Annotated in this window: 17 protein-coding genes and 1 tRNA gene; 6 read left to right on the plus strand and 12 right to left on the minus strand. The window is 69.9% G+C overall.

The window, feature by feature from the left end; translation table 11 throughout:
* The first annotated feature begins 225 nt into the window (after window positions 1-225).
* Window positions 226-1,287: an A/G-specific adenine glycosylase gene (gene mutY, locus CEK69_RS19510; protein ID WP_017909669.1), complete on the plus strand. Its 1,062-nt coding sequence runs from the start codon at window positions 226-228 to the stop codon at window positions 1,285-1,287.
* Between the two features lie 41 nt (window positions 1,288-1,328).
* Window positions 1,329-1,607 carry an oxidative damage protection protein gene (locus tag CEK69_RS19515; RefSeq protein ID WP_017909670.1) on the plus strand — a complete coding sequence of 93 codons (279 nt, stop codon included), beginning with the start codon at window positions 1,329-1,331 and terminating at the stop codon, window positions 1,605-1,607.
* Window positions 1,608-1,895: 288 nt separating this feature from the next.
* On the opposite strand, the gene CEK69_RS19520 is transcribed toward CEK69_RS19515, so the two are convergent.
* From CEK69_RS19520 to CEK69_RS19530, 3 genes are all read right to left on the minus strand, one after another.
* Complete coding sequence (locus tag CEK69_RS19520) at window positions 1,896-2,354, minus strand: DUF6491 family protein (protein ID WP_017909671.1); 459 nt, start codon at window positions 2,352-2,354, stop codon at window positions 1,896-1,898.
* A 115-nt stretch (window positions 2,355-2,469) separates the two neighbouring features.
* Entirely contained in the window at window positions 2,470-3,381 is a 912-nt protein-coding gene (locus tag CEK69_RS19525; RefSeq protein WP_017909672.1) for a M48 family metallopeptidase, read from the minus strand.
* A gap of 57 nt (window positions 3,382-3,438) precedes the next feature.
* A complete protein-coding gene (locus tag CEK69_RS19530) occupies window positions 3,439-5,298 on the minus strand; it encodes a formylglycine-generating enzyme family protein (protein ID WP_152247464.1) in 1,860 nt (619 codons plus the stop codon).
* Window positions 5,299-5,449: 151 nt separating this feature from the next.
* Here CEK69_RS19530 and rnd point away from each other — a divergent pair, with 151 nt between their 5' ends.
* Window positions 5,450-6,535 carry a ribonuclease D gene (gene rnd, locus CEK69_RS19535; RefSeq protein WP_152247466.1) on the plus strand — a complete coding sequence of 362 codons (1,086 nt, stop codon included), beginning with the start codon at window positions 5,450-5,452 and terminating at the stop codon, window positions 6,533-6,535.
* 104 nt (window positions 6,536-6,639) lie between these two features.
* Here rnd and CEK69_RS19540 read toward each other — a convergent pair whose 3' ends face one another.
* Window positions 6,640-7,044, minus strand: coding sequence for an H-NS family nucleoid-associated regulatory protein (locus tag CEK69_RS19540; protein ID WP_010344215.1), 405 nt, complete (start codon window positions 7,042-7,044; stop codon window positions 6,640-6,642).
* Between the two features lie 230 nt (window positions 7,045-7,274).
* On the opposite strand from CEK69_RS19540, the gene CEK69_RS19545 reads away from it, so the two are divergent.
* Window positions 7,275-7,350 (plus strand) — tRNA-Ala (locus CEK69_RS19545).
* Window positions 7,351-7,543: 193 nt separating this feature from the next.
* Here CEK69_RS19545 and CEK69_RS19550 read toward each other — a convergent pair.
* The 5 genes from CEK69_RS19550 to CEK69_RS19570 all read right to left on the minus strand — a co-directional run bounded on the left by CEK69_RS19550 (window position 7,544) and on the right by CEK69_RS19570 (window position 16,560).
* Window positions 7,544-7,726 carry a hypothetical protein gene (locus CEK69_RS19550; protein ID WP_017913346.1) on the minus strand — a complete coding sequence of 61 codons (183 nt, stop codon included), beginning with the start codon at window positions 7,724-7,726 and terminating at the stop codon, window positions 7,544-7,546.
* Window positions 7,727-7,810: 84 nt separating this feature from the next.
* The gene (locus CEK69_RS19555) at window positions 7,811-8,332 is read right to left on the minus strand and encodes a chemotaxis protein CheW (protein WP_017907720.1); all 522 of its coding nucleotides are present in this window, start codon (window positions 8,330-8,332) and stop codon (window positions 7,811-7,813) included.
* 11 nt (window positions 8,333-8,343) lie between these two features.
* Complete coding sequence (locus CEK69_RS19560) at window positions 8,344-10,026, minus strand: CHASE3 domain-containing protein (protein ID WP_152247468.1); 1,683 nt, start codon at window positions 10,024-10,026, stop codon at window positions 8,344-8,346.
* 81 nt (window positions 10,027-10,107) lie between these two features.
* Complete coding sequence (locus CEK69_RS19565) at window positions 10,108-11,775, minus strand: methyl-accepting chemotaxis protein (protein ID WP_152247470.1); 1,668 nt, start codon at window positions 11,773-11,775, stop codon at window positions 10,108-10,110.
* A 441-nt stretch (window positions 11,776-12,216) separates the two neighbouring features.
* Window positions 12,217-16,560 (minus strand): DEAD/DEAH box helicase, encoded by a 4,344-nt coding sequence (locus CEK69_RS19570; protein ID WP_152247472.1) that lies wholly within the window; start codon window positions 16,558-16,560, stop codon window positions 12,217-12,219.
* Window positions 16,561-17,104: 544 nt separating this feature from the next.
* On the opposite strand from CEK69_RS19570, the gene CEK69_RS19575 reads away from it, so the two are divergent.
* Together CEK69_RS19575 and CEK69_RS19580 are read left to right on the plus strand one after the other, a co-directional pair.
* Window positions 17,105-17,425, plus strand: coding sequence for a DUF3175 domain-containing protein (locus CEK69_RS19575; RefSeq protein WP_017907565.1), 321 nt, complete (start codon window positions 17,105-17,107; stop codon window positions 17,423-17,425).
* Between the two features lie 108 nt (window positions 17,426-17,533).
* Window positions 17,534-18,877, plus strand: a complete 1,344-nt coding sequence (locus tag CEK69_RS19580; RefSeq protein WP_152247474.1) for an EAL domain-containing protein — start codon at window positions 17,534-17,536, stop codon at window positions 18,875-18,877.
* Window positions 18,878-19,239: 362 nt separating this feature from the next.
* On the opposite strand, the gene pnp is transcribed toward CEK69_RS19580, so the two are convergent.
* The 3 genes from pnp to truB all read right to left on the minus strand — a co-directional run bounded on the left by pnp (window position 19,240) and on the right by truB (window position 22,903).
* Window positions 19,240-21,348: a polyribonucleotide nucleotidyltransferase gene (gene pnp, locus CEK69_RS19585; protein WP_043092562.1), complete on the minus strand. Its 2,109-nt coding sequence runs from the start codon at window positions 21,346-21,348 to the stop codon at window positions 19,240-19,242.
* A 164-nt stretch (window positions 21,349-21,512) separates the two neighbouring features.
* Entirely contained in the window at window positions 21,513-21,773 is a 261-nt protein-coding gene (rpsO, locus tag CEK69_RS19590) for a 30S ribosomal protein S15 (RefSeq protein WP_003467392.1), read from the minus strand.
* 203 nt (window positions 21,774-21,976) lie between these two features.
* On the minus strand, window positions 21,977-22,903 hold the full coding sequence (truB, locus tag CEK69_RS19595; protein WP_152247476.1) for a tRNA pseudouridine(55) synthase TruB: 927 nt from the start codon (window positions 22,901-22,903) through the stop codon (window positions 21,977-21,979).
* Between the last annotated feature and the right edge of the window lie 6 nt (window positions 22,904-22,909).

Raw genomic sequence — 22,909 nt, forward strand, 5'->3', positions numbered from 1 at the left:
GACGGTGTGGGTGCCGCGCCTGCACCCCACCCCCCCCTTGGGGGCCCCTTCCCCCGGGGGGGAAAGGAAAGAGCAAAACCCCCTCCCCCCCGGGGGGGGGGTTGGGGGTGAGGGTACGGAGCGCGCAGCGCTCGCCTGGATCTGACGATGCGAGGCTTCGCCCGTACCCTCATCCGCCCCTTCGGGGCACCTTCTCCCGAGGGGAGAAGGAACTTTGAAGCCAGCATGCGCCAGCCCTCTGACACCTTCCCTACCCGCCTGCTCGCCTGGTTCGACCGCCACGGGCGGCATGACCTGCCCTGGCAGCATCCGCGCAGTCCGTACCGGGTGTGGCTGTCGGAGATCATGCTGCAGCAGACCCAGGTGGCGGTGGTCATCCCCTATTTCCTGCGCTTCCTGCAGCACTTCCCGACCCTGCCCGACCTGGCCGCCGCCGACAACGACGCGGTGATGGCGCAATGGGCCGGGCTGGGCTACTACGCCCGTGCGCGCAACCTGCATGCCGCCGCCAAGCGCTGCGTGGAACTGCACGATGGCGACCTGCCGCGCGATTTCGAGGCACTGCACGCGCTGCCCGGCATCGGCCGCAGCACCGCCGGCGCGATCCTCAGCCAGGCCTGGAACGACCGCTTCCCGATCCTCGACGGCAACGTCAAGCGCGTGCTGACCCGCTACCACGGCATCGCCGGCTACCCCGGCCTGCCGGCGGTGGAAAAGCCGCTGTGGGCGCTCGCGCACGACCACGTGGCCGCCGTGCCGGACGGGCGCATGGCCGACTACACGCAGGCGCAGATGGATTTCGGCGCCACCCTGTGCACCCGCGCCAACCCGGCCTGCGTGCTGTGCCCGCTGCAGGACGACTGCGTGGCGCGCCGCGACGGCCTGGTCGAGGCGCTGCCAACGCCCAAGCCGGGCAAGACCCTGCCCGAGCGCGAGGCGCTGGCGCTGCTGCTGGAGAACGCCGCCGGCGAATTGCTGCTGCAGCGGCGGCCGCCGACCGGCATCTGGGCCTCGCTGTGGACCCTGCCGCAGGCCGACACCGACAGCGAGCTGCGCGCCTGGTACGCGCGCTGGATGCGCGGGCGCGCCTACGACGACGCCGAAGCGCTGCCGCCGATCGTGCACACCTTCAGCCATTACCGCCTGCACCTGCAGCCACTGCGCCTGCGCAAGGTCGCCATGGGCGATGCGCTGGGCGACAATGACGACCTGCGCTGGGTGGCGCGCGCCGACCTGTCGACGCTGGGCCTGCCCGCACCGATCCGCAAACTGCTCGTCGGCCTCTAGCGCGCCAGCGCGCGCCGCCGTACGCACCGCCAGGAATTGACATGTCCCGCACCGTCTTCTGCCAGTACCAGCAACGCGACACCGAAGGGCTCGACTACGTGCCGTATCCCGGCGAGCTCGGCAAGCGCGTGTTCGCGCACATCGGCAAGGCCGGCTGGCAAGCCTGGCTGGCGCACCAGACCATGCTGATCAACGAGAACCGGCTGTCGCCGCGCGATCCCAAGCACCGCGCGTTCCTGGAAACGGAGTTGGAGAAGTTCCTGTTCCAGGGTGGCGCCGACAAGCCCGACGGCTACGTGGCGCCCGACCAGGCCTCCTGAGCACCACCGCGTCGTCGCGTCACTCCCACGTACCGACGCTCAGACACCGCCAAGCGCCTGCGTTCGTCGCACCTCACCCGACCTCCAGGAGCGTCTTCAGCCGCGACACGGCCTTACCGGTAATACCCGTCGCGGCTGAAGCGTGCGCCCCGGGGCCATAAGGGCGTGCCGCACAGCACCTTGCAGTGCACCTGACGCAACAGGCTGCACCAGCAAGCGACAGCGCGACATCACCCTAGCCGCACCACCGCGCGCACCGCCTCGCGAATCCCAAATCCCGGCACTGCGTCAGCTCCCAGGCGCCTGCTGCGCCCGCTCCTGCACCTTGGCCTCGCGCAGTTCCTTCTCCGAGGTTCGCAGCGCCTTGACGTCGAGCGGGCGGATGCTGTCGATGCGGCACGGCAGGCGAATCGCGGCGGGGCCGCCGCCGAGCACCAGCACGTCGTCGAACTTCGCCGAGACCTGGCTGCCGAAATGGGTGATAGCGATGCTGGGGGCGAAATCCAGGTCCTGGCAGGTGCCGGCGAATTCCAGCAGATAGGCCTGGTTCGGGCGCGTCCACACCGCCAACGCGCTGTCGCCGAGTGCGGTCCAGCCACTGAGCCGGTTGAAGTACTGGAAGTCGCGCACCGGCGCACCGGCGTGGGCGCGGTACAGGGTCAGACGCTCGTCGTCGCTGAGCCGGTTGGTGGCGCAGCCGGCCAGCACGGCCGTGGCGACGAGGGAGGACAGCAGCAGGCGTTTCATGGCAGTGCTCCCGATGGTGTGGAGCGCATCATGCGCCCGCCGCCGTGCACGCGAGCGTGGATAAGCGCGCGGCGTTCAGCGACAAGGCAGCCAACGCGTGCGGCGACGGCAGCGCTTACTGCGAAGCACCACGCGCGGACTCGCAGAAGCGCTGCCGGTACTCCAGCGCCTTGGGCATCAGCGCCTGCAGGTTCTGGATGCGGGTGCCCGGATTGGGATGGGTGGAGGCGAACTCCGGCGGCGCCTGGCCGCCACTGCTGGCGCTCATCCGCTCCCACAGCGGCACCGCCTCGCGCGGGTCGAAACAGGCCGCCGCGGCCAGCATCAGGCCCACTTCGTCGGCCTGGGTCTCGTGGCTGCGCGCGTACGGCAGCAGGTAGCCATAGCCCATCGCCGCCATCGCCATCTGCTGCTGTTGCGGATCCAGGCCACCGGCGGCGCCGGCCATCTGCCCGATCTGGGTCAGCTTCTGCTGGGCCATGCGCTGCGCGCCATGCCGCAGCAGCGCATGCGCGATCTCGTGGCCCATCACCACCGCCATCGCGTCGGCGTTCTTGGCCACCGGCAGCAGCCCGGTGTAGACCGCCATCTTGCCGCCGGGCAGGCAGAACGCATTGGCCTGGTCGGACTCGATCACGTTGACGTCCCAGTCGAAGCCGCGCGCGTAATGCTTGGCCTGCATGCCGTGCTCGGCGGCCAGCGCGTCCTCGACCACGTCGACCTTGGCGATCAGCCGCTGCGCGATCGCACGCACCTGCTGCGCCACCTGCGACTGCGGATCGACCGGATGTTCCTGCGCCAGGATCTCCTGGTACGCCTGCAGACCCAGCGCCTTCTCGTCCTCCACATTCAACGAGCGATCGATCAGCACCTGCTCGCCGGTGTACGGATCCTCGCTGCGGTTGGAGAACCAGTAGAACCCGGCATACACGGCAAAGCCCAGCAGTACCAGCCAGCGCACCCCGCCCAGCGGTCCACGGCGGCCGCCGCCCGGTTCGCCGCCCTGGCGGCCGAAGACTTGGTTCATCGCACTCCCCCTCGCTGACTGGTGAGGCAATCTAGCGCCGGCACCGGCGCGGCGGCGTCAAATGCCGCGCACCAGGCGGAAGCCGACGCGTGCGCTGGTGCTGTCCGAATCCTGCATCAGCCGCCAGGCCGCGCGCGTCTGCTCCGGCGCATTGGCCCAGTTGCCGCCGCGCACCACCCGCGAGCGGCAGCCCGGGTTGTACCAGGCCGCGCCGTCGGCCGGCGCGCGGCGATAGCTGGCGTGCCAGCAGTCGGCGACCCACTCGCTGAGGTTGCCGGCCATGTCGTGCAGGCCCCAGGCGTTGGCGGAAAAACTGGCGACCGGGGCCGGGCCCCAGAAGCCGTCGGTGTAGCCGACGAAGGCATTGCGCCAGTGCCGCCCGCTGGGCGAGACGTCGCCGCCGCCGGTGAAGTTGCCGCTGCCGCGCGGCGGCGTGCCGGCGTTGCCCCAGGGATAGCGGCCGCGGCCACCGGCGCGCAGGGCGTATTCGAACTCGGCCTCGCTGGGCAGCCGGTAATGCCGCCCGGTCTGCTGCGACAGCCAGGCCGCATAGGCCTCGGCGTCGCGCACGCTGACGTGCATCACCGGGCTGTTCGGCGCCGCCCGCGCGCCCTGGTAATCGGACTGCCAGTCCACGCCGTTGCGGCGCACGAAGTTGCCGCTGCGTTCGTCGTAGACGGTGGAATGGCCGCGGCGGGTGGCGCGCGGACGCGCATTGGTCGCCTCCACGAAACGGCGGAACTCGGCCACGGTGACCTCGGTGATCGACATGGCGAAACCGCGGTCGAAGCGCACGTAGTGCTGCGGCATCTCCGCCGGCGAAGCGCCGGGCTCGGTCTCGGCCGCGCCCATGCGGAAGCCGCCGTGCGGCACCACGATCATCTGCGGGCCGCGCCCGCCGTCGTGCATGCCGTCGGTGAACACCTGGCCGGGGCGGAAGCTGCCGTAGTGGGTGGCCAGGTCGATGCGTTCGCGCAGCATCGCCGCCACCGGGTCGCCGGGATCGGCGATGCGCAGCACGTCGCCCAGGCGCTCGCGCGCCGACTTCAATCCGGCCGGGGTGGCCAGATCGCGCAGGCCGGCATCGCGCAAGGCGGCGATGCGCGCCACCCGCACCTGCTCCACGCGCTCGCGCGCGTCGTGCACCGTGGGCGCGTCCTCGCGCACCCGCGCCGCGCGCGCCAGCCAACTGCCGGCGGCGGCGAAATCCGAGGCCGCCGCGGCCGTCTCAGCGCGACGGATCAGCGCGCTTTCCACCGCCGCCACGCCCTGCCGCGCGCGCGCATCGTCCGCATCCAGCAGCAACGCCTCACGGAAATTGGCCAGGGCGCCGTTGCCGTCCTCGCCCAGGCGGCCGCCGCGCAGGTCGTCCTCGCCGGCGCGGTTGTAGGCCAGCACCCGCGATGCGGTCTCCACCCGCTGCTGCAGGCGCCGCACCGCCGGGTCATCGGCATCCAGCCACAGCGCCACCATCGCGATGCGCGCGGCCTGCTCGAGCGTGCGTTCGGAAAGATCCGGATCGCCCAGCACCTGCGCGCCGAGCTGCAACAGGCGCCGCCGCGCCTTGCGCAGGCCGTCCTGGGCAACGCGATCGTTCGGCGCCAGGCTGCGGATCGCCAGGTACAGCGGAATCGCCGACTGCGCATCCTCGAACAGGCGATCCTCGGCCAGCGCGCGCGCCGCCTGGCGCCGCGCCTGCGGCAGGCCGCTGCGTGTCAGGGTCGGCAACGGCGGCTGCCAGCGCGCCACGGTCTCGGCCGCATCCTCGCCGCCGATGGTCACGCTGGGCGCCTGCACCGGCTTGGCCGGCGCCGACTGCGTCGTAGCGGTGGCGGTGGCAGCGGCGGTCGCAGGCGCGGTCTCGGCGGCCGGCGCCGACGGCTGCCGCGCACAGCCGGCCAGCGCTGCCGCAAGCATGCTCCAGACCATCACAACGCCGCTGCTGCGCACTTTTCCTCCGAACCATGGACCTTGCGACGCCATCCCGTCCGGCGCGCCGTGCGGCCGGCGGAGCGACGTTAGGCTATTCTCGCCTGCCTGAGCAAACCCTGCAGTCAACGGAAATCACGTGCCTTACTGGATCAAGCAACCCGCCGAGCTGAGCGAACGGCTGGCGCAGCGACCGGCCCGCATCGGCCTGGATACCGAATTCGTCCGCGAACGGACCTACTGGCCGCAACTGGCGCTGGTGCAGATGGCGGTGGGCGACGAGATTCTGCTGATCGATCCGCTGATCCCGGGCATGCCGCAGGTGCTGGCGCCGTGGCTGAGCGACCCGGACATCCTCAAGATCATGCACAGCGCCAGCGAAGACCTGGTCGCCTTCAAGTGCGCCTGCGGCACCCTGCCGCGGCCGCTGTTCGATACCCAGATCGCCGCCGGCCTGGCCGGGCTCGGCGCCGGCATGGGCTACCAGAAGCTGGTGCTGGAGATCACCGGCGTGCACCTGGCCAAGGGCGAGACCCGCTCGGACTGGCTGCGCCGCCCGCTGTCGCCGGCGCAGCTGGAGTACGCCGCCGACGACGTGCGCCATCTGTTCGCGCTGCACGACAACCTGCAGGCGCGGTTGCAGACCCTTGAGCGCGGCGACTGGCTGCACGAGGACGGCGAACGCCTGCTCGGCACCGTCGAGCACGACGACGGCGAACGCTGGCCGCACCTGGGCATGCGCTCGGCGCAGTTCATGGACCGCCCCGCGCAACTGCGCCTGCTGCGCCTGTTGCGCTGGCGCGACGCGCAGGCGCGGCACAACGACAAACCGCGCAGCTGGATCCTGGACAACGAACTGGCCGCCACCCTGGCGCGCTTCCCGCCGCAGGACCAACCGGCCATGCTGGCGCTGTTCGACAAACACCCCAAGGCGCCGCGCAAGCTCAGCGATGCGGTGTGGCAGGCGCTGACCACCCCACTGGCCGACGAAACCGACGCCCCGCAGGCGCTGGCCGCCAGCGACGACAACAAGGCCGCGCTGAAGCGGCTGCAGGACGCGGTGGCCGCGCGCAGCGCCGAACTCGGCCTGCCCGACGGCCTGCTGGCCTCGCGCAAGCACCTGGAAGCCCTGCTGGAAAGCGCGCAATGGCCGGCGCCGCTGGCGGGCTGGCGCCGGCGCGAACTGGAACCACGGCTGCAGCCGCTGCTGGCGGCCACGCGCTGAGCGGGCGCGGCCGGGCCGATCGCGCCGCCTCGTCCGCGCAGCGCGATCGGGTCAACGATCGGGCATAAAAAAAGGCCAGGAATTCCTGGCCTTTCTTCGTTCGCTCAATACTTGAAGAGCGGGAACTTCAGATCCGGATGGCGCGCCTTCCATTCGTTGTAGGCGGCGGTGCCTTCCCAGGCGGCGAACGCCTTCGGCGTACGACCGCGGCCGGACCAGGTTTCGCCGGTGTGCGGCAACTGGTACTTCGGCTTGACCTCGCTGCGGCCGCCGGCGGACTTGCTGCTGGCCGGCTTGGGCGCTGCGCTGGTCACGTAGGCGGCGATCTCGTTGCGCTGCTTGGCGCTGAAGAACTCGGCGAACTGCTCCAGCAGCGACAGCACGTTGGCATGCGCCGCATTGGTTTCGCCCTCGCGCGCCTGCCGCTCCTGCTCTTCCAGCTTGCGCATTTCTTCCTGCAGCTTGGCCTTGGCTTCGGCGATCTGTTGCAAGTTGCGAACTTCCGTCATGTGTAAAAGACCTGTCTTTAGTAAAAGGTGTGAAGCGGACGGTATATTTCGTCCGGAACGAAATCACCGCGGGGGATTTCGGCCGTCGAGTATATCGACTCCATGCGAGCGCTGTAGACAAAAGGCGAACACGTTTTCCGGCCCGACCGGTCCCCTGCCCCGGCGCCGCCGATGTTGCACTGCCCCCTTGGCACGCGGCCCCGTGCCCAGTTACACTACGCGTCTGATGTGGGGCGGTAGCTCAGCTGGGAGAGCGTCGCGTTCGCAATGCGAAGGTCGAGGGTTCGATCCCCTTCCGCTCCACCATCTTGCCGTCTTCGACGGTGCAAACGAGGTCAGACAGCCACCAGGCTCTCTGGCCTTTTTTGTTGGCCGATCTTGGGCCTGGTCGCGCTCGATCGCGCGGGGTGCGCCGTCCGCTGGCGCGCCACGCAGTCCTTGGCCGTCGTCCTGACGGAACGGGAAGCGGGATGCACTCCGATCCTTCCCGCCGCATCGCTCAGTCGTGCCCGTCCTGCCCCGGCTCATCCTGGCCGGAACGCGGGCCACGCTCGTGCGCCTCGCGCAGCTTCTGGTCTTCCAGGCCCGGCCGCTGCTTGGCGGTGTCGTCCTGGGCACGGTCCTGCCGGCCCTCGTGGATGCCCTGCTGCTTGCCGGACTGGGTGGTCTCGTCGTTTGCCATGGTCTGCACCTCGCTGGGGCGGATGCCCGTTCGCCGCCACCCTAGCGAGGCCGCCGTGATGCATGGATCACGGCCTACCTGACGTCACGCCGCCAGCGCCGGTGCGCCGGCCTCGGCGATGTCGTCGCTGCGCAGCAGCCGCGCGCGGTCCAGCAGGATCACCAGCCGATCCTCCAGCTTGCCCATGCCCTGCAGCAGGTCGCGGCGGATATCGCTGCCGAAGGCCGGCGGCGCCTCGATCTGCTGCGGCGGCAATTCCAGCACCTCGTTGACCGCATCCACCAGCAGGCCGAAGGACTGCGCGCCACCGCCCTCGTCGGTGGCGGCGCTGGCGATGACGATGCAGCTGCGCCGGGTGACCTCGCTGGGCCCGCGGCCGAGCCGCGACTGCAGGTCCACCACCGGCACCACCGCGCCGCGCAGGTTGATCACCCCGCGCACGCAGGCCGGCATGGTCGGCACCGGGGTGGGCGGACGGTACTCGATGATCTCGTGGATGCCGGCGATGTTGAGCCCGAACAGTTCGCGGTCCAGCTGAAAGGTCAGGAACTGCCAGCCACCCTGCGGCGCGTGCTCGGCCGCGCTCTCGTAGCGATCGTTGTGCATGGTGTTCCCCTTCAGAAGTTGACGAACTGGCCTTCGTCCGGCGCATCCGCCAGCGCGTAGGCCGGCACCGGGCGCGCACGCGGGCGCAGTGCCTTGCCGGCGTTGCGCAGCGGCCGGGTGGCGGCCGGCCTCGGCGCCACCGGCGCGGCACGGCGCGGCGCGGCCAGGTCCTGTTCGCGGCTGAGGCGGAAGAATCCCATCGCCTGCTGCAGCGATTCGGCCTGGGTGCTCATCTGTTCGGCGGTGGCCGCCAGTTGCTCGGAGGCCGCCGCATTCTGCTGTGTGGTCTGGCTGAGCTGGGACACCGCCAGGTTGATCTGGGTGACGCCGGAGGACTGCTCCTGCGAGGCCGAGGCGATTTCCTGCACCAGATCCGAGGTCTTCTTGATGCTGGGCACGATGGTGCCGAGCAGGTTGCCGGCGCGATCGGCCAGGCCCACGCTGCTGGCGGCGACTTCGCCAATTTCCTGCGCGGCCACCTGGCTGCGCTCGGCCAGCTTGCGCACTTCCGCCGCCACCACCGCAAAACCCTTGCCGTGCTCGCCAGCGCGCGCGGCCTCGATCGCCGCGTTCAGCGCCAGCAGGTTGGTCTGGTAGGCGATGTCGTCGATGATGCCGATCTTCTGCGCGATCTGCTTCATCGCGTGGGTCGAGGCCAGTACCGCTTCGCCACCTTCCACCGCCTCCTTCGCCGCCTGCGCCGACATGCCCTCGGTGACCTTGGCGTTGTCGGTGTTCTGCGCGATGGACGCGGTCATCTGCTCCAGCGAGGCGCTGGTCTCCTCCACCCCCGCAGCCTGCTCGGTGGCAGCCTGGCTCAGCGACTGCGCGGTGGCCCTGACTTCCTCGGAGGAACCGGCCAGCGACTGCGCGCTGGCATTGACCTCGCCCACCACCTCCGCCAGTCGCTCGACCATCGCCTGCAGCGCCACCATGGCGCTGGTGCTGTCGTTGGCGCGGGTCGGCACCTGCACGGTGAGATCGCCGCGCGCGATCCGCGAGGCCACTTCCATCACCGTGCTCGGCTCGCCGCCGAGTTCGCTCATCAGCGACCGCGCGATCAGGAAACCGATCAACGAGGCACACAGTGCCGCGACCAGGCTGCCGACGATCAGGGTCAGGTTGGTGCGCTGCTGCAACTGCTCGGCCTCGGTGGCGCGCGCAGCGAGCAACTCGCTCTCGGCGCGACGCACTTCGGCCATGCGATCGCGCATCGCGTCCATGTAGGCCTTGCCCTTGGAAGCACGCACCGCAGCGGTCAGCGCCTCCATCGTCGCCTGGCCATCGTTGACGTTCTTGCGCAGCGCGATCTGCGGATGCACCGCCTGGCTGAGCCATTGCGCCTGGGTCTGCTTCAGCGCGTTCAGGCGCTCCTGCTGCTTGGGGTTGTCGGCGGTCAGCTCCTGCGCCGTGCGCAGGTGGCTGTCGAAGCTGGCGACGCCGTCGCGGTAGGGCTGCAGGAACGCGTCCTCGCCGGTCAGCGAGAAGCCGCGCGTACCGGTCTCGATGTTGATCAGGCTGCTGAGCGCGGCATCGACTTCGGCGATCACCTTGTAGGTGTGTGTGTTCCAGTAATTGGCCTGCGACAACGCAGACACGTTGAAGTAGGCCACGCCGGCCAGGGCCAGCAGGATGCACAGGACCACGGCGAAGCCGCCGTAGAGCTTGGTTGCGATTTTGAGATTCTTCAGCACGGCACTCTCCCGGCAATGGGCAGTTGTGACAACGACAGCGACACGGAACTGGCGGCGCGGCAGGCGCCGCCAGGGAATGGATCAGGCGCGGCCCAGCAGCGCTTCGCTGCGGTCGCGATTGCCTGCAACGGAACGGCGCGCGGCGACGGATGGCGCACGCGGCGCCCAGCGCGAGCCAGCCGCACGCAGCGGCGCCACCGCCTCGCCGTCGTCCAGCGCGTGCGTGGCGCGGCGCGTGCCGGCGGACAACTGGAAGAACGCCATGCTGTCCTGCAACTGCACGGCCTGCGTGCTCATCGATTCGGCGGTGGCCGCCAGCTCTTCGGAGGCGGTCGCGTTCTGCTGGGTGATCTGACTCAGCTGCACCACCGCCGCATTGATCTGGGTGACGCCGGACGACTGCTCCTGCGAGGCGGCAGCGATCTCCTGCACCAGGTCCGAGGTCTTCTTGATGCTGGGCACGATGGTCTCCAGCAGCTGACCGGCCTTCTCCGCCAGTTCCACGCTGGAACCGGCGACCTCGCCGATCTCCTGCGCGGCCACCTGGCTGCGCTCGGCCAGCTTGCGCACTTCCGCGGCGACCACGGCGAAGCCCTTGCCGTGCTCGCCGGCGCGCGCAGCCTCGATCGCCGCGTTCAATGCCAGCAGGTTGGTCTGGTAGGCGATGTCGTCGATGATGCCGATCTTCTGCGCGATCTGCTTCATCGCCGCGACCGTGGCAACCACCGCCTCGCCGCCCTCCAGGGTTTCCCGCGCCGCCTGCGCGGCCATGCCGTCGGTGATCCTGGCGTTGTCGGTGTTCTGCGCGATCGAGGCGGTCATCTGCTCCAGCGAGGCGCTGGTCTCTTCCACGCCGGCGGCCTGTTCGGTCGAGGCCTGGCTCAGCGACTGCGCGGTGGCGCTGACTTCTTCCGACGCACCGGCCAGGCTCTGCGCACTGGCGTTGACCTCGCCGACAACCTGCTGCAGCTTCTCGACCATGCGCTGCATCGCCATCAGCAACTGCGCGGTTTCGTCGCGACCGCGCACCTCGATCGACATGCTCAGGTCGCCCTCGGACAGCGCATTGGCCACGCTGACCGCCTTGCCGATCGGCCGGGTCACGCTGCGGCTGATGAACACGCCCAGGCCCACGCCGAGCAGCACGCCGCCGATCACGATGGCCAGCATGGTGCGGGTGCTGCTGGCATAGATCGCGTCGGTGGCGTCGTTGGCACGCGCCGCGTTGGCTTCCTTGGTTTCGCTGAGTTCGGACATCAGCGCATCTAGTTCGTCGGAGCTGCTGCGCACGCCCTTCGACAGGTCCGCCAGCTGCGCATTGCCCTGCGGCAGCGGCTCGCGCATCACCGAGTCGACGAACTGGCCGCGCCGCTCCAGGTAGATCTTCCACACCTGGTCGAAGCGGGCCAGCTTGGCCAGCGTGGCCGGGTCGTCGAACGAGGTCCTGGCCTTGTCCATGTGCTCGACCACCTTGGCGGTGTACTTGTCGAGACTGGCGATGTGCTTGGCGCGATCCTCCGCCGTACTGGCCAACTGCAGGTTGGCGCGCGAGCGGCCGGCGTTGATCAGATTGATGTTGGCCTCTTTCAGGTGCGACAGGCCGAGCAGCTCGCGCTCGTACAGCACCGTGGCGTAGTCGTTGATCCGGCCCGAGTTGCGGATGCCGACCCAGCCGATGCAGGCGCCGATCGCCGCCACGATCAGGAACGCCGCCGTCAGCCTGACTCCGATTTTCATATTGCCCAACATGGTGTACCCCGATTCTTTGTGTGCGTCCGGTTGCGCCAGTGAGCGCCTCCGGCCGTCTTCCGCAGCGCCTCGCGGAGTGGACACACTCGCTCTGAGGAGAGCGAGGACGCTGCGCCGCAACGTCTGTGCGTGAGGGCTATCGGCGTCATCGACAGCGCCTTTAAATCGCGTGAAAACTGCGGAATTCCGCATAGCGCAAGCGCTGCGGCGACGTTGCATGAATGCGCAACGGGCATTGCGGCGCAGCACTCGACGCGTGTGAAGAAAGCGCCTGGGCGTCTGCGGCGCGGATGCCGCAGTTGTTCTGCAATGGCAGATGACCCCGGTTTTGCACCGAAGGCGAAGTGGGATACCAACCCCTTTAATTTGTAGACAGAATGTGAAAGCGTCGCCGATATGCCCGCCCTCGCAGTGCGCAAGCGCGTGCATGGCGCCGCGTCTTCACACCATCGGCAGCGCCGCGACCGTGCGTCGTTCCGCCGCGGTGGCTCCGCGCAACAAGCGCTGCGCGCGCACGCGTTCCTCGGCATCGAGCTCCTGCAGCGCCTCGAAACGCTCGCCGACCCAGCTCGCCATCGGCACGCCGTCGCGGTACAGCACGCGCGCGCCCGCCACGCGTGGCAGCCGCGTGCCCGGGAGCACGCTGCCGAGCAGATTGGCCGGATCGGCGGCGGCCACGCACACCCAGGTGCCGTCGCCAGGCTGGCGGCGCAGTTGCCGCAGCAGACCGATCGCCTCCGGCAGGGCGAACTGTTCGCCGGACAGGCCATCGATGAAGCGCCCGCCGCGGATCTCGCCACGCGCCTCCAGGCGCTGGTAGACCCGCAGCAGTTCGCGCCACGGCGGCAGCGAGGCCGCCTCACGCTCGAGCAGGCGCCAGCAGACCACGCCGTAGCGGCGCAGCAGGGTCCGCGCGACGTGCTCGACCGCCTCGCTGCGTGCGGCCGGGTCGTCGGCCTCCGTGTCGGCACGCAGTACCGCCCAGCGTCCGGCGTCCTGGATGCCGCCGTACAGCGCCATGCGCGGCCGCCGCCGCGACAGCGCCGAGGGACGCTTCGAGGGCGGCACCAGCAGGGCGCGCAGGCCGGCGTAGCTGTCGCAGTGGACCCGACCGGCGGCGACCAGCTCGGCCAGCGCCGTCTCCAGTTCGGTGGAGAGCAGGCGGGTGGCCGCGGCGATCTCGTCGAAGAACGAGGCGCCATGCGCCGCGAGATGGTCGGCGACCTTGCGCGCGCGCGAGCCGAGCGCATCGGCCTCCGGCACTGGCGACAGCCGCGACCACTGCCCGGCGCTGCGCCGCGGCAACAGCAGGATCGGCGTGCTGCGCAGCGTCGGCGCGGCGCCGCCGGCGCCGGGGCGCAACCGCGTCCACAGCGTGCGGCCGGCACTGCAGGCCTCGTCCAGCCAGGCCGGGCGGTAGTCGCGCACCCGCGCCGGCAACAGTTCCGCCTCCCACAGCGGCGCCGCGGCCTCCACGCCCTCCAGTTGCGCCAGCACCGCGGCCAGCGCTTCGGCCCCCTCCACCTGGCCCTGTGCGTCCAGATGCTGCCAACGGAACAAGAAGCGCGCGTAGTCGCGCGGCGCCACCGGCTCGATCTCGCGGCGCAGGCGGCCAAGGGTGTAGCGGTGGATGCGTGCCAGCAGGTGCCGCTCGCACCACTCCTCGACATCGGCGTCGACACTGAACCGACCACCGAGCACATAGCCGTCCTGCTGCAGCGCGAGCAGCCCGGCCTGCACCTCGCGCAGCGGCAGGTGCAGCGGCGCGGCCAGCGTGGCCGCAGTGACCGGCCCCAGGCCTGCCAGTCGCCAGCGCAGCAACTCGCGCAGCGCGCTGTCGCGGTCCCAGTCGGCCACCGCGTAGCCCTGGGGACTGGCGATGGCCGGCCGCGCGCTGGCCTGCGGGTACAGCGGCGCCACCGCCGCCTGCGCTTCGGCCGTCACCCACAACGCCCCCGCGGCGCCGTCGACGCCGTGCAGGCAGGTAGCGCGCGCCTCGGCGGCCAGTTCATCCAACCACTGCCGCCACTGCGGCTGCGCGGCGGCCTCGTCCACGCTCACCACCCCGAGCGTGAGCAGCGCCTCGTGCATCTCGTCGCGGCTGCGCGGCTGCGGCCAGGCCTCCTCGCGCACCGCGTCGATCGCCTGCGGGTCCAACTGGCCGAGCTCGTCGGCGCTGTGCGGATCCTGGTAGCGGCGACTGTGCACCGCCTGGGTGCGCCGCTCTTCCAGCGGCGCGTCGTCGAGAAAGGCATAAGGCCGCGCATCCAGCGCCTCGGCCGCCAGCGGCGAGGGGGCGGTCAGCTCGCGCGCCAGCACGCGCACCTCGCCGGCCTCGATGCCGCGCAGCAGCTGCAGCCAGCCGTCGCTGTCCATCGCCTCGTCCAGGCAGTCGCGCAGGGTCTGCGCCACCAGCGGGTGCTCGGGAATCTCGCGCTCGCCGACCAGGTTCTCCGCGCAGGCCACCTGGTCGGGAAACACCGTGGCCAGCAGATCCTCGGACTTCATCCGCTGCAGTTGCGGCGCGACCTTGCGCCCGCCGGTGAAGCGCGGCAGCGCCAGCGCATTGGTGGCGTTCCAGCGCCAGCGCACGCCGAACAGCGGCGCGTCCAGCAGCGCCTGTACCAGCACGTCCAGCGCAGACGCGGCGCGCAGATAGCGCGCCACCTCGTCCAGGGCGAAGCTGTGCCGGGTCGACAGCGACAGCACGATCGCGTCCTCGGTCGCGGCCGCCTGCAGCTCGAAATTGAAGGTGCGGCAGAAGCGCTTGCGCAGGGCCAGGCCCCAGGCGCGGTTGATGCGGCTGCCGTAGACGCTGTGGATCACCAGCTGGGTGCCGCCGGTGGCATCGAAGAAGCGTTCCAGCACGATGCACTGCTGGGTCGGCAAGGCGCCCAGCGCCGCATGCGCGCGGCTCAGATAATCGACGATCTGCTGCGCGGCGGCGGCGTCCAGCGCCAGCGGGCCGCACAGCCACTGCAGCGCCTGCGCCGCGCCGCCCTGCTCCAGCGCCTGCGCGACTTCGGCCCGCAGCCGCGACACGCCCAGCGACAACGCGTCGCTGCGCCCGGGCGCCTCGCCGATCCAGAACGGGATGTTGGGCGGTGCGCCGCGCGCGTCCTCCACCCGTACCCGCCCCGCTTCCACGCGCAGGATGCGGTAGCTGGCGTTGCCGAGCTGGAACACGTCGCCGCCCAGGCTCTCCACCGCGAAATCCTCGTTGACCGTGCCGATGGTCTGCGCCTGCGGCTCCAGCACCACGCTGTAGTCGCCGGTCTCGGGGATGGTGCCGCCGGAGGTGAGCGCCGCCATCCGCGCACATCGGCGCTGGCGCACGCGGCGATGCACCGCATCGCGATGCAGGTAGCCGGCGCGCGGCCCCAGCCGCGTGCTGAAGCCTTCGCTGAGCATGCGCAGCACCGCGTCGAACTGCGCGCGCGGCAACGCCGCATACGGCCAGGCGCCACGCACCAGCGCGTACAGCGCGTCTTCCTCCCACTCCTGGCAGGCCACCTCGGCGACGAGCTGCTGGGCGAGCACGTCCAGCGGCGCATCGAGCATGCGCAGCGCATCCAGTTCGCCGCGGCGCACGCAATCCAGCAAGGCCGCGCACTCGACCAGGTCGTCGCGCGACTGCGGAAACAAGCGCGCCTTCGGCGTGCCGCCCACCGCGTGCCCGGAGCGGCCGGCGCGCTGCAGGAACGCGGCGATCGAACGCGGCGAGCCGAGCTGGCAGACCAGGTCGACGTCGCCGATGTCCAGGCCCAGTTCCAGCGAGGCGGTGGCCACCAGCACCTGCAGCTCGCCGGCCTTGAGCCGGCGCTCGGCGAGCAGCCGGGTCTCGCGCGCCAGGCTGCCGTGATGCGCCGCCACCGCCTGCGTGCCGAGCAGTTCGCCCAGGTGCCGCGCGGTGCGCTCGGCCATGCGCCGGGTGTTGACGAACACCAGAGTGGTGCGGTGCGCGCGCACCAACTCGGCCAGGCGCGTATACGCCTGCTGCCACTGGTCGGCGGACATGGTCACGCTGAGCGGCGTCGGCGGCACCTCCAGCGCCAGGTCGCGGGCACGCGCATAGCCGATGTCGACGATGGCGCAGTCGGCAACGCCGTCGTGCACCGCGGCGCTGCCGACCAGGAACCGCGCAACCGCCTCGATCGGCTTCTGCGTCGCCGACAGGCCGATGCGCAGCGGCGGCGCCTCGCACAGCTGCTGCAGGCGCTGCAGCGACAGCGCCAGATGGCTGCCGCGCTTGTTCGCCGCCAGCGCATGGATCTCGTCGACGATCACCGTGCGCACGTGGCGCAGCGTCTCGCGCCCGGACACCGAGCCGAGCAGCACGTACAGCGACTCCGGCGTGGTCACCAGCACATGCGGCGGGCGCCGCCGCGCCTGCGCGCGCTCGCGCTGTGGGGTGTCGCCGGTGCGTACCGCGGTGCGAATGGACACATCCGGCAAACCCAGCGCCGCCAGTTCGGCGCGAATGCCCTGCAGCGGCGCCTCGAGATTGAGCTGGATGTCGTTTGAAAGCGCTTTCAGTGGCGACACGTACAACACCTGGGTACGGTCCTGCAGGCCGCCTTCACGCAGGCCTTCGCGGACCAGCGCATCCAGCGCAGCCAAAAATGCCGTCAGGGTCTTGCCCGAGCCGGTCGGCGCGGCGACCAGCGTATGCCGTCCGGCCTGGATCGCCGGCCACGCCGCCGCCTGCGCCGGCGTGGGCGCCGCGAAACGTTGCTCGAACCAGCGTGCAACGGCGGGATGGAAGCGCGCCTGCGCCAACGACATGCGATCTCCTGGTGTCAGCGTCGCAACCAACCTGGGGCGCGCCGACGATGCCGACTGTGCGGATTGTCCAGCTGGATGTCTTGCGCCATTTTCTCGGCAATGAAAATGGTGACGTTATCCAGGCAATCAAGCGCAACCTCGCGCGAGCCCTGTTTTTAGGCGTTTTTCCATTAAGCGTTCATCGAACGACATAATGTCTACCACTCGCTCCGCATAGCGCGGTTATGTTGTCGACGGCGTCACGTATCCCGGCCTAGCGTTTGCGCATCACGCACAAGCTTCGCCTCTGGGAACGGAATGCGGCACGGCAACACCAGCGAACAACGGCATCGCCCATCACGCGCGCGGGACGCTCCACGACCCGCACACGCGATCGCGGCGGCGCGCGTTCGCGCCGCGTCCGCCTCCGTCTCCCTTCGACGTCGAACTGCCGTCGCCTCGCGGCGCGCGGCAGCGATGGCGGCGGCATCCGCCATCGGGTCCTGCACTGTGGGACTGCGCATGCGTTGTACCTCTCCACCGCCATCGCCAAGGAGCATCACCAATGGCACAGAGCAGCCCGTCACTCTCCAGCACCGACCTCAACCAGCGCCGCGGCAGCGACGCGCAACAGTCGCTCGGCGTCGCGCCGAACGTGTTCGAAGGCAACGATCCGGCCGCGATCGCACGCGCGCTCAAGCAGTCGGCCGACCTGCACGCACGCCGCCGCACCGGTCCGTATCGCTCGGCCATGTCGATGCTGACCTTCTACATCAATCGCGCCGGCGACCAGTTGCCGGCGCAGCGCCGCCAGATCCTGGAGCAGGCCAAGGACGAGTTGCGCAGCCTGTACGGCAAGCCGCGCAAGGGTGGCGCTGGCGACTGAGCACGCACACGCGCGCAGCGTGATGGAGCGATCAGTTCCGCACGCTGCCTGGGCGAAGCGCGCGCCGCGCGATTGCCGTCCTCCGACGCACTGCCACATGATGCGGACATGGCCAAGGCATCCGACATTTCGGACCTCATCCAGCACGCCGCCGCGACCCAGGACGACGCGGCGTTGCTGTCGCGCATCATCCTGGCGCAGGGCGAAATCGCCGCGGCCGGCGGCGATCCGCTGCAGGTGGTCGACGTGGTCACCCGCCGCGCGCAGGAGCTGACCCGCTCCAATGGCGCCGTGGTGGAGATGTGCGACGGCAAGGACATGCTGTACTGGTCGGCCAGCGGCGTCGCCGAGCGCCACCTCGGCCTGCGCCTGCCCAGCAACGGCAGCCTGTCGGGGCTGTGCATGCGGACCGGCGAGGTCTTGCGCTGCGACGATTCGGAAGTCGATCCGCGCGTGGACCGCGCGGCCTGCCGGCGCATCGGTTTGCGCTCGATGCTGGTGGTGCCGCTGCGCTACGGCGACCGCAGCATCGGCGTGCTCAAGGTCCTCGCGCCGCACCCCAACGCCTACAGCGCACAGGACGTGCGCACGCTGGAATTGCTGGCGACCCTGGTCGGCGCGACGCTGGCGCTGGCGATGGACCGCGCCGCACTGCAGACCGACATCGCGCGCCGCCAGGACATGGAGAAACACGCATTTCGCGAGAAGGCGGCGATCGCCACCCGCATCCGCGAAACCATCGCCGAGACGCGCCTGCAGATCGTGACCCAGCCAGTGCTGGCACTGGCATCGCAACGCATCGTCGGGGTGGAGGCACTGTCGCGCTTTCCAGCCAATCCGGCGCTGCCGCCACTGCGCTGGTTCGACGATGCCAGCCGGGTCGGGCTGGGACTGGAACTGGAGCTGGCCGCCGCGCGCAAGGCGCTGGAGCTGCTGGCACAGTTGCCGGCGCCGCTGTATCTGGCGATCAACGTGTCCGCACCGACGCTGCTGCATCCGCAACTGCAGGCGCTGCTGCACGGCCACGACCTGTCGCGGATCGTGCTGGAAATCACCGAGCAATTGCAGGCACCGGATTACCCACGCCTGTCCGAGCACATCGGCCTGCTGCAGCGGCAGGGCCTGCGCATCGCCCTGGACGACGCCGGTACCGGCTTCGCCAGCCTGCGCCATCTGCTGCATCTTGCGCCGGACATCATCAAGCTGGACCTGACCCTGACCCGCGGCATCGACGCCGAACCGCGCCGGCAGCGGCTGGCGCTGGCGATCCTGTCCTTCGCCGCGGAAACCAATGCCGACGTGGTCGTCGAAGGCATCGAGACCGAGAGCGAACTGGCGACACTGCAGGCGCTGGGCGCGCGCTACGGCCAGGGCTACCAGCTGGCCCATCCCGGGCCGCTGTCGGCGCATCTGGCGCGCTATCCGGCGATCGAAGACGGCAGCAGCGGCTGAGAACGCCCACCGCAGGCGCGGCGCTGGTCCCCGGTTCGGGATCATCCCCCCAGGCATTCCCAAGATCGCCATGCCGGCCTGGTCGCGGCTGAAGCCGCTCCTGCGAAAGCGTGCGCTACGGACGCGCGCGCCCCAGCCTCGCCGACCCTGGGCCGCTGTCAGCGCATCTGCAGATGCTCTCCAGCGATCGCTGGCAGCCTCGGCCAAGTCGCGGGCCAAATGCTCCGTCATCCTGTGCAGGAGCGGCGCCAGCCGCGACAGGACGTCACCGTTGACGCTGCGTCGCGGCTACGCAAACGCCAGGCAAGAAAAAAGCGGGCCGAAGCCCGCTTTTTCCTGGAACGACGCTGGCAGCGTGCGGCTTATTCGGCCGACGCGCCCTCGCCTTCTTCCACGGCCTTCATCGACAGGCGGATGCGGCCCTGCTTGTCGACTTCCAGCACCTTGACCTTGACCACGTCGCCTTCCTTCAGCTTGTCGCCGACCTTCTCCACGCGCTCGCTGGAGATCTGCGAGACGTGCACCAGGCCGTCCTTGCCCGGCAGGATCGTCACGAACGCGCCGAAGTCCATGATCTTGGCGACCTTGCCTTCGTAGATGCGGCCCGGCTCGACGTCCGAGGTGATCTGCTCGATGCGCGACTTGGCGGCCTGCGCGGCGATCGCATTGACCGAGGCGATGACGATGGTGCCGTCGTCCTGGATGTCGATCTGGGTGCCGGTTTCCTTGGTGATCGCCTGGATGGTCGAACCGCCCTTGCCGATCACTTCGCGGATCTTGTCCGGGTGGATCTTGATCGTCAGCAGGCGCGGCGCGTAGTCGCTCAGCTCCGCACGCGGAGTGGTCAGCGCGCTGGCCATCTCGCCGAGGATGTGCAGGCGGCCGGCCTTGGCCTGCGCCAGGGCCTGCTTCATGATCTCTTCGGTGATGCCTTCGATCTTGATGTCCATCTGCAGCGCGGACACGCCGTCGGCGGTACCGGCGACCTTGAAGTCCATGTCGCCCAGGTGATCTTCATCGCCCAGGATGTCCGACAGCACCACGAAGTCGTTGCCTTCCTTCACCAGGCCCATGGCGATACCGGCCACCGGCGCCTTCACCGGCACGCCGGCGTCCATCAGCGCCAGCGACGAACCGCAGACCGAGGCCATCGACGAGGAGCCGTTGGATTCGGTGATTTCCGAGACCACGCGGATGGTGTACGGGAACTCTTCCATGGTCGGCATCACCGCCAGCACGCCGCGCTTGGCGAGGCGGCCGTGGCCGATTTCGCGACGCTTGGGCGCGCCGAAGCGGCCGCACTCGCCCACCGAGTAGGGGGGGAAGTTGTAATGGAACAGGAAGTTTTCCTTGTACTCGCCGGAGACCGCGTCGATCACCTGGCCGTCGCGTGCGGTGCCCAGCGTGGTGACCACGATCGCCTGGGTCTCGCCGCGGGTGAACAGCGCCGAGCCGTGGGTACGCGGCAGCACGCCGGCCTGCACGCTGATCGGGCGCACGGTGTCCAGCGCACGGCCGTCGATGCGCACCTTGGTGCTCAGCACCGAACCGCGCATGGTCTGGTATTCCAGCTCGCCGAATTCCTTGGCCAGGTCGGCAGCGACCCAGTTCTCGGCGGTGGCGCGCGGCGCCAGCTGCGCCAGCACGTCCTTCTTGATCGCGGCGATGGCGTCGCGGCGCTGCAGCTTGTCGCGCACCTGGAACGCGGCGGCCAGCTGCTCGCCGACGGCTTCCTTCAGCGCGGCGATCATGGCCTCGTTCTTGGCCGGGGCGACCCAGTCGGACGGCTTGGTGCCGGCTTCGACGGTCAGCTCGTTGATCGCGTTGATGACCTTCTGCATCTCGCGGTGGCCGAAGGTGACCGCGCCCAGCATCACTTCTTCCGACAGCAGCGCGGCTTCGGACTCGACCATCAGCACCGCGTTGGCGGTACCGGCGACGACCAGCTCCAGCTGCGACTCCTTCAGGTCCGACACGGTCGGGTTGAGGATGTATTCGCCGTTCTTGTAGCCAACCTTGGCGGCGCCGATCGGGCCCTTGAACGGGGTGCCGGCCAGCGACAGGGCGGCCGAGGCGCCGATCAGCGCGGCGATGTCGCCGTCGATGTCCGGGTTCATCGACATCACCGTGGCGATGATCTGCACTTCGTTCTTGTAATCCTCCGGGAACAGCGGACGGATCGGACGGTCGATCAGACGCGAAATCAGCGTCTCCTTCTCGGTCGCACGGCCCTCGCGCTTGAAGAAGCCGCCGGGGATGCGGCCGCCGGCGTAGAACTTCTCCTGATAGTCGACCGTCAGCGGGAAGAAGTCCTGACCTTCGCGCGCGCTCTTGGCGGCGACGGCGGTGACCAGCAGTACGGTGTCGTCCATCTTGACGATGACGGCACCGCCGGCCTGGCGGGCGATCTCGCCGGTTTCGAGGGTGACGGTGTGCTTGCCGTACTGGAAGGTTTTGGTGATTTTTGCCACGGGGTTTCCTTGGATGATGCTGTCTGCAAATGGACCGCTGACGGCCCATGCCGCTGGCGGGTGGCCGGGAGGATCCGGCCGGTGGCGCGGAGCGATCCCCGGGCCACGGTACTACCCAAAACAAAACCGCGGCGCATCGCTGCGCCGCGGTGGGGTTCGTTGACTCAGCGACGCAGGCCGAGCTTCTCGATCAGCGCCTTGTAGCGCTCGCCATCCTTCTTCTTCAGATAGTCGAGCAGGCTGCGGCGGCGGTTGACCATCTGCAGCAGGCCGCGGCGGCTGTGGTGATCCTTCTTGTGGGTCTTGAAGTGGCCGGTCAGCAGTTCGATGCGGGCGGTCAGCAGGGCGACCTGGACTTCCGGCGAACCGGTGTCGGCAGCGCCGCGCTTGTTTTCTTCGATGACTTTCTGGGTGTCGATGGACATGAGGTTTTTCTCTGAGATGCGGGGCCGGCAGGAACGTGCAGAGGACGCACCGCCTGGCTCGCCGATTGCGAAGGATTGCGCCGGAGCGCAGCGTGCCGGAAAGGCCGCGAAATTGTACCGGCCTCGGCCAGGAGGAACAAGGCGTTAAGACCGCGTCATGACTGAACGACAGTCAGGTAACACCTCGCGCGACCGCCGCGCGGTCACGGATTGAACATGCGCTGCGGCGCCAGCAGCCCGCTCGCATCCACCTGGCCCAGGCCCAGCGGGACGCCGTCGGCGTCGAACACCGCCGCCAGGCCGGGCGCCCAGGCCGGATCGCGCAGGCGCTGGCCCATGCGGAAGCGCTGCGCCGCAGCATGCTCCAGGCGCAGCGGCGGGAAATCGGCCAGCCCGGCGTCCAGCGGCAGCACCAGCGCGTCCAATGCCGCCGGATCCTGCGCGGCCAGGTGTTGCAGGCGCTCCAGGGTGACCATCTGCGGTGTCCGGAACGGCTCCACCCACAGCCGCCGCAGCGCGGCGATATGCGCGCCGCAACCCAGCGCCTCGCCCAGGTCGCGGGCCAGGCTGCGGATATAGGTGCCGGATCCGCAGGCCACGTGCAGACGCAGGCGGTCGCCGGCGTGGGCGAGCACGTCGATCGCATGCACCTCGACCTCGCGCTCCGGCGCCTCGATCGCCTCGCCGCGGCGCGCCTTGACGTACAGCGGCTCGCCGCCCTGCTTGAGCGCCGAGTAGATCGGCGCACGCTGGCGGATACGCCCGCGCAGCGGTGCCAGCGCCGCCTCCAGGGTCGCTGCGTCCAGCGGCGGCACCGGTCGGGTGCGCAGCACCGCGCCCTCGGCATCGTCGCTGTCGGTGGTGACGCCGAGCACGACCTCCGCTTCGTAGGCCTTGGCCGACCCGAGCAGCAGCCCGGCCAGCTTGGTCGCCTCGCCGAAGCACAGCGGCAGCAGGCCGGTGGCGAGCGGATCCAGGCTGCCGGTGTGACCGCCCTTCTCCGCACGGAACAGCCGCCGCGCCGCCTGCAGCGCCGCGTTGGAACTCATGCCGATCGGCTTGTCGAGCAGCACGATGCCGTCGAGGCGACGGAAGACGATACGGGGCAGGCGCGGGCCGAAGACGGGCATGGGGGG

The organism is Xanthomonas sp. LMG 12462 (assembly GCF_009192885.1).
GTDB classification, from domain to species: domain Bacteria; phylum Pseudomonadota; class Gammaproteobacteria; order Xanthomonadales; family Xanthomonadaceae; genus Xanthomonas_A; species Xanthomonas_A sontii.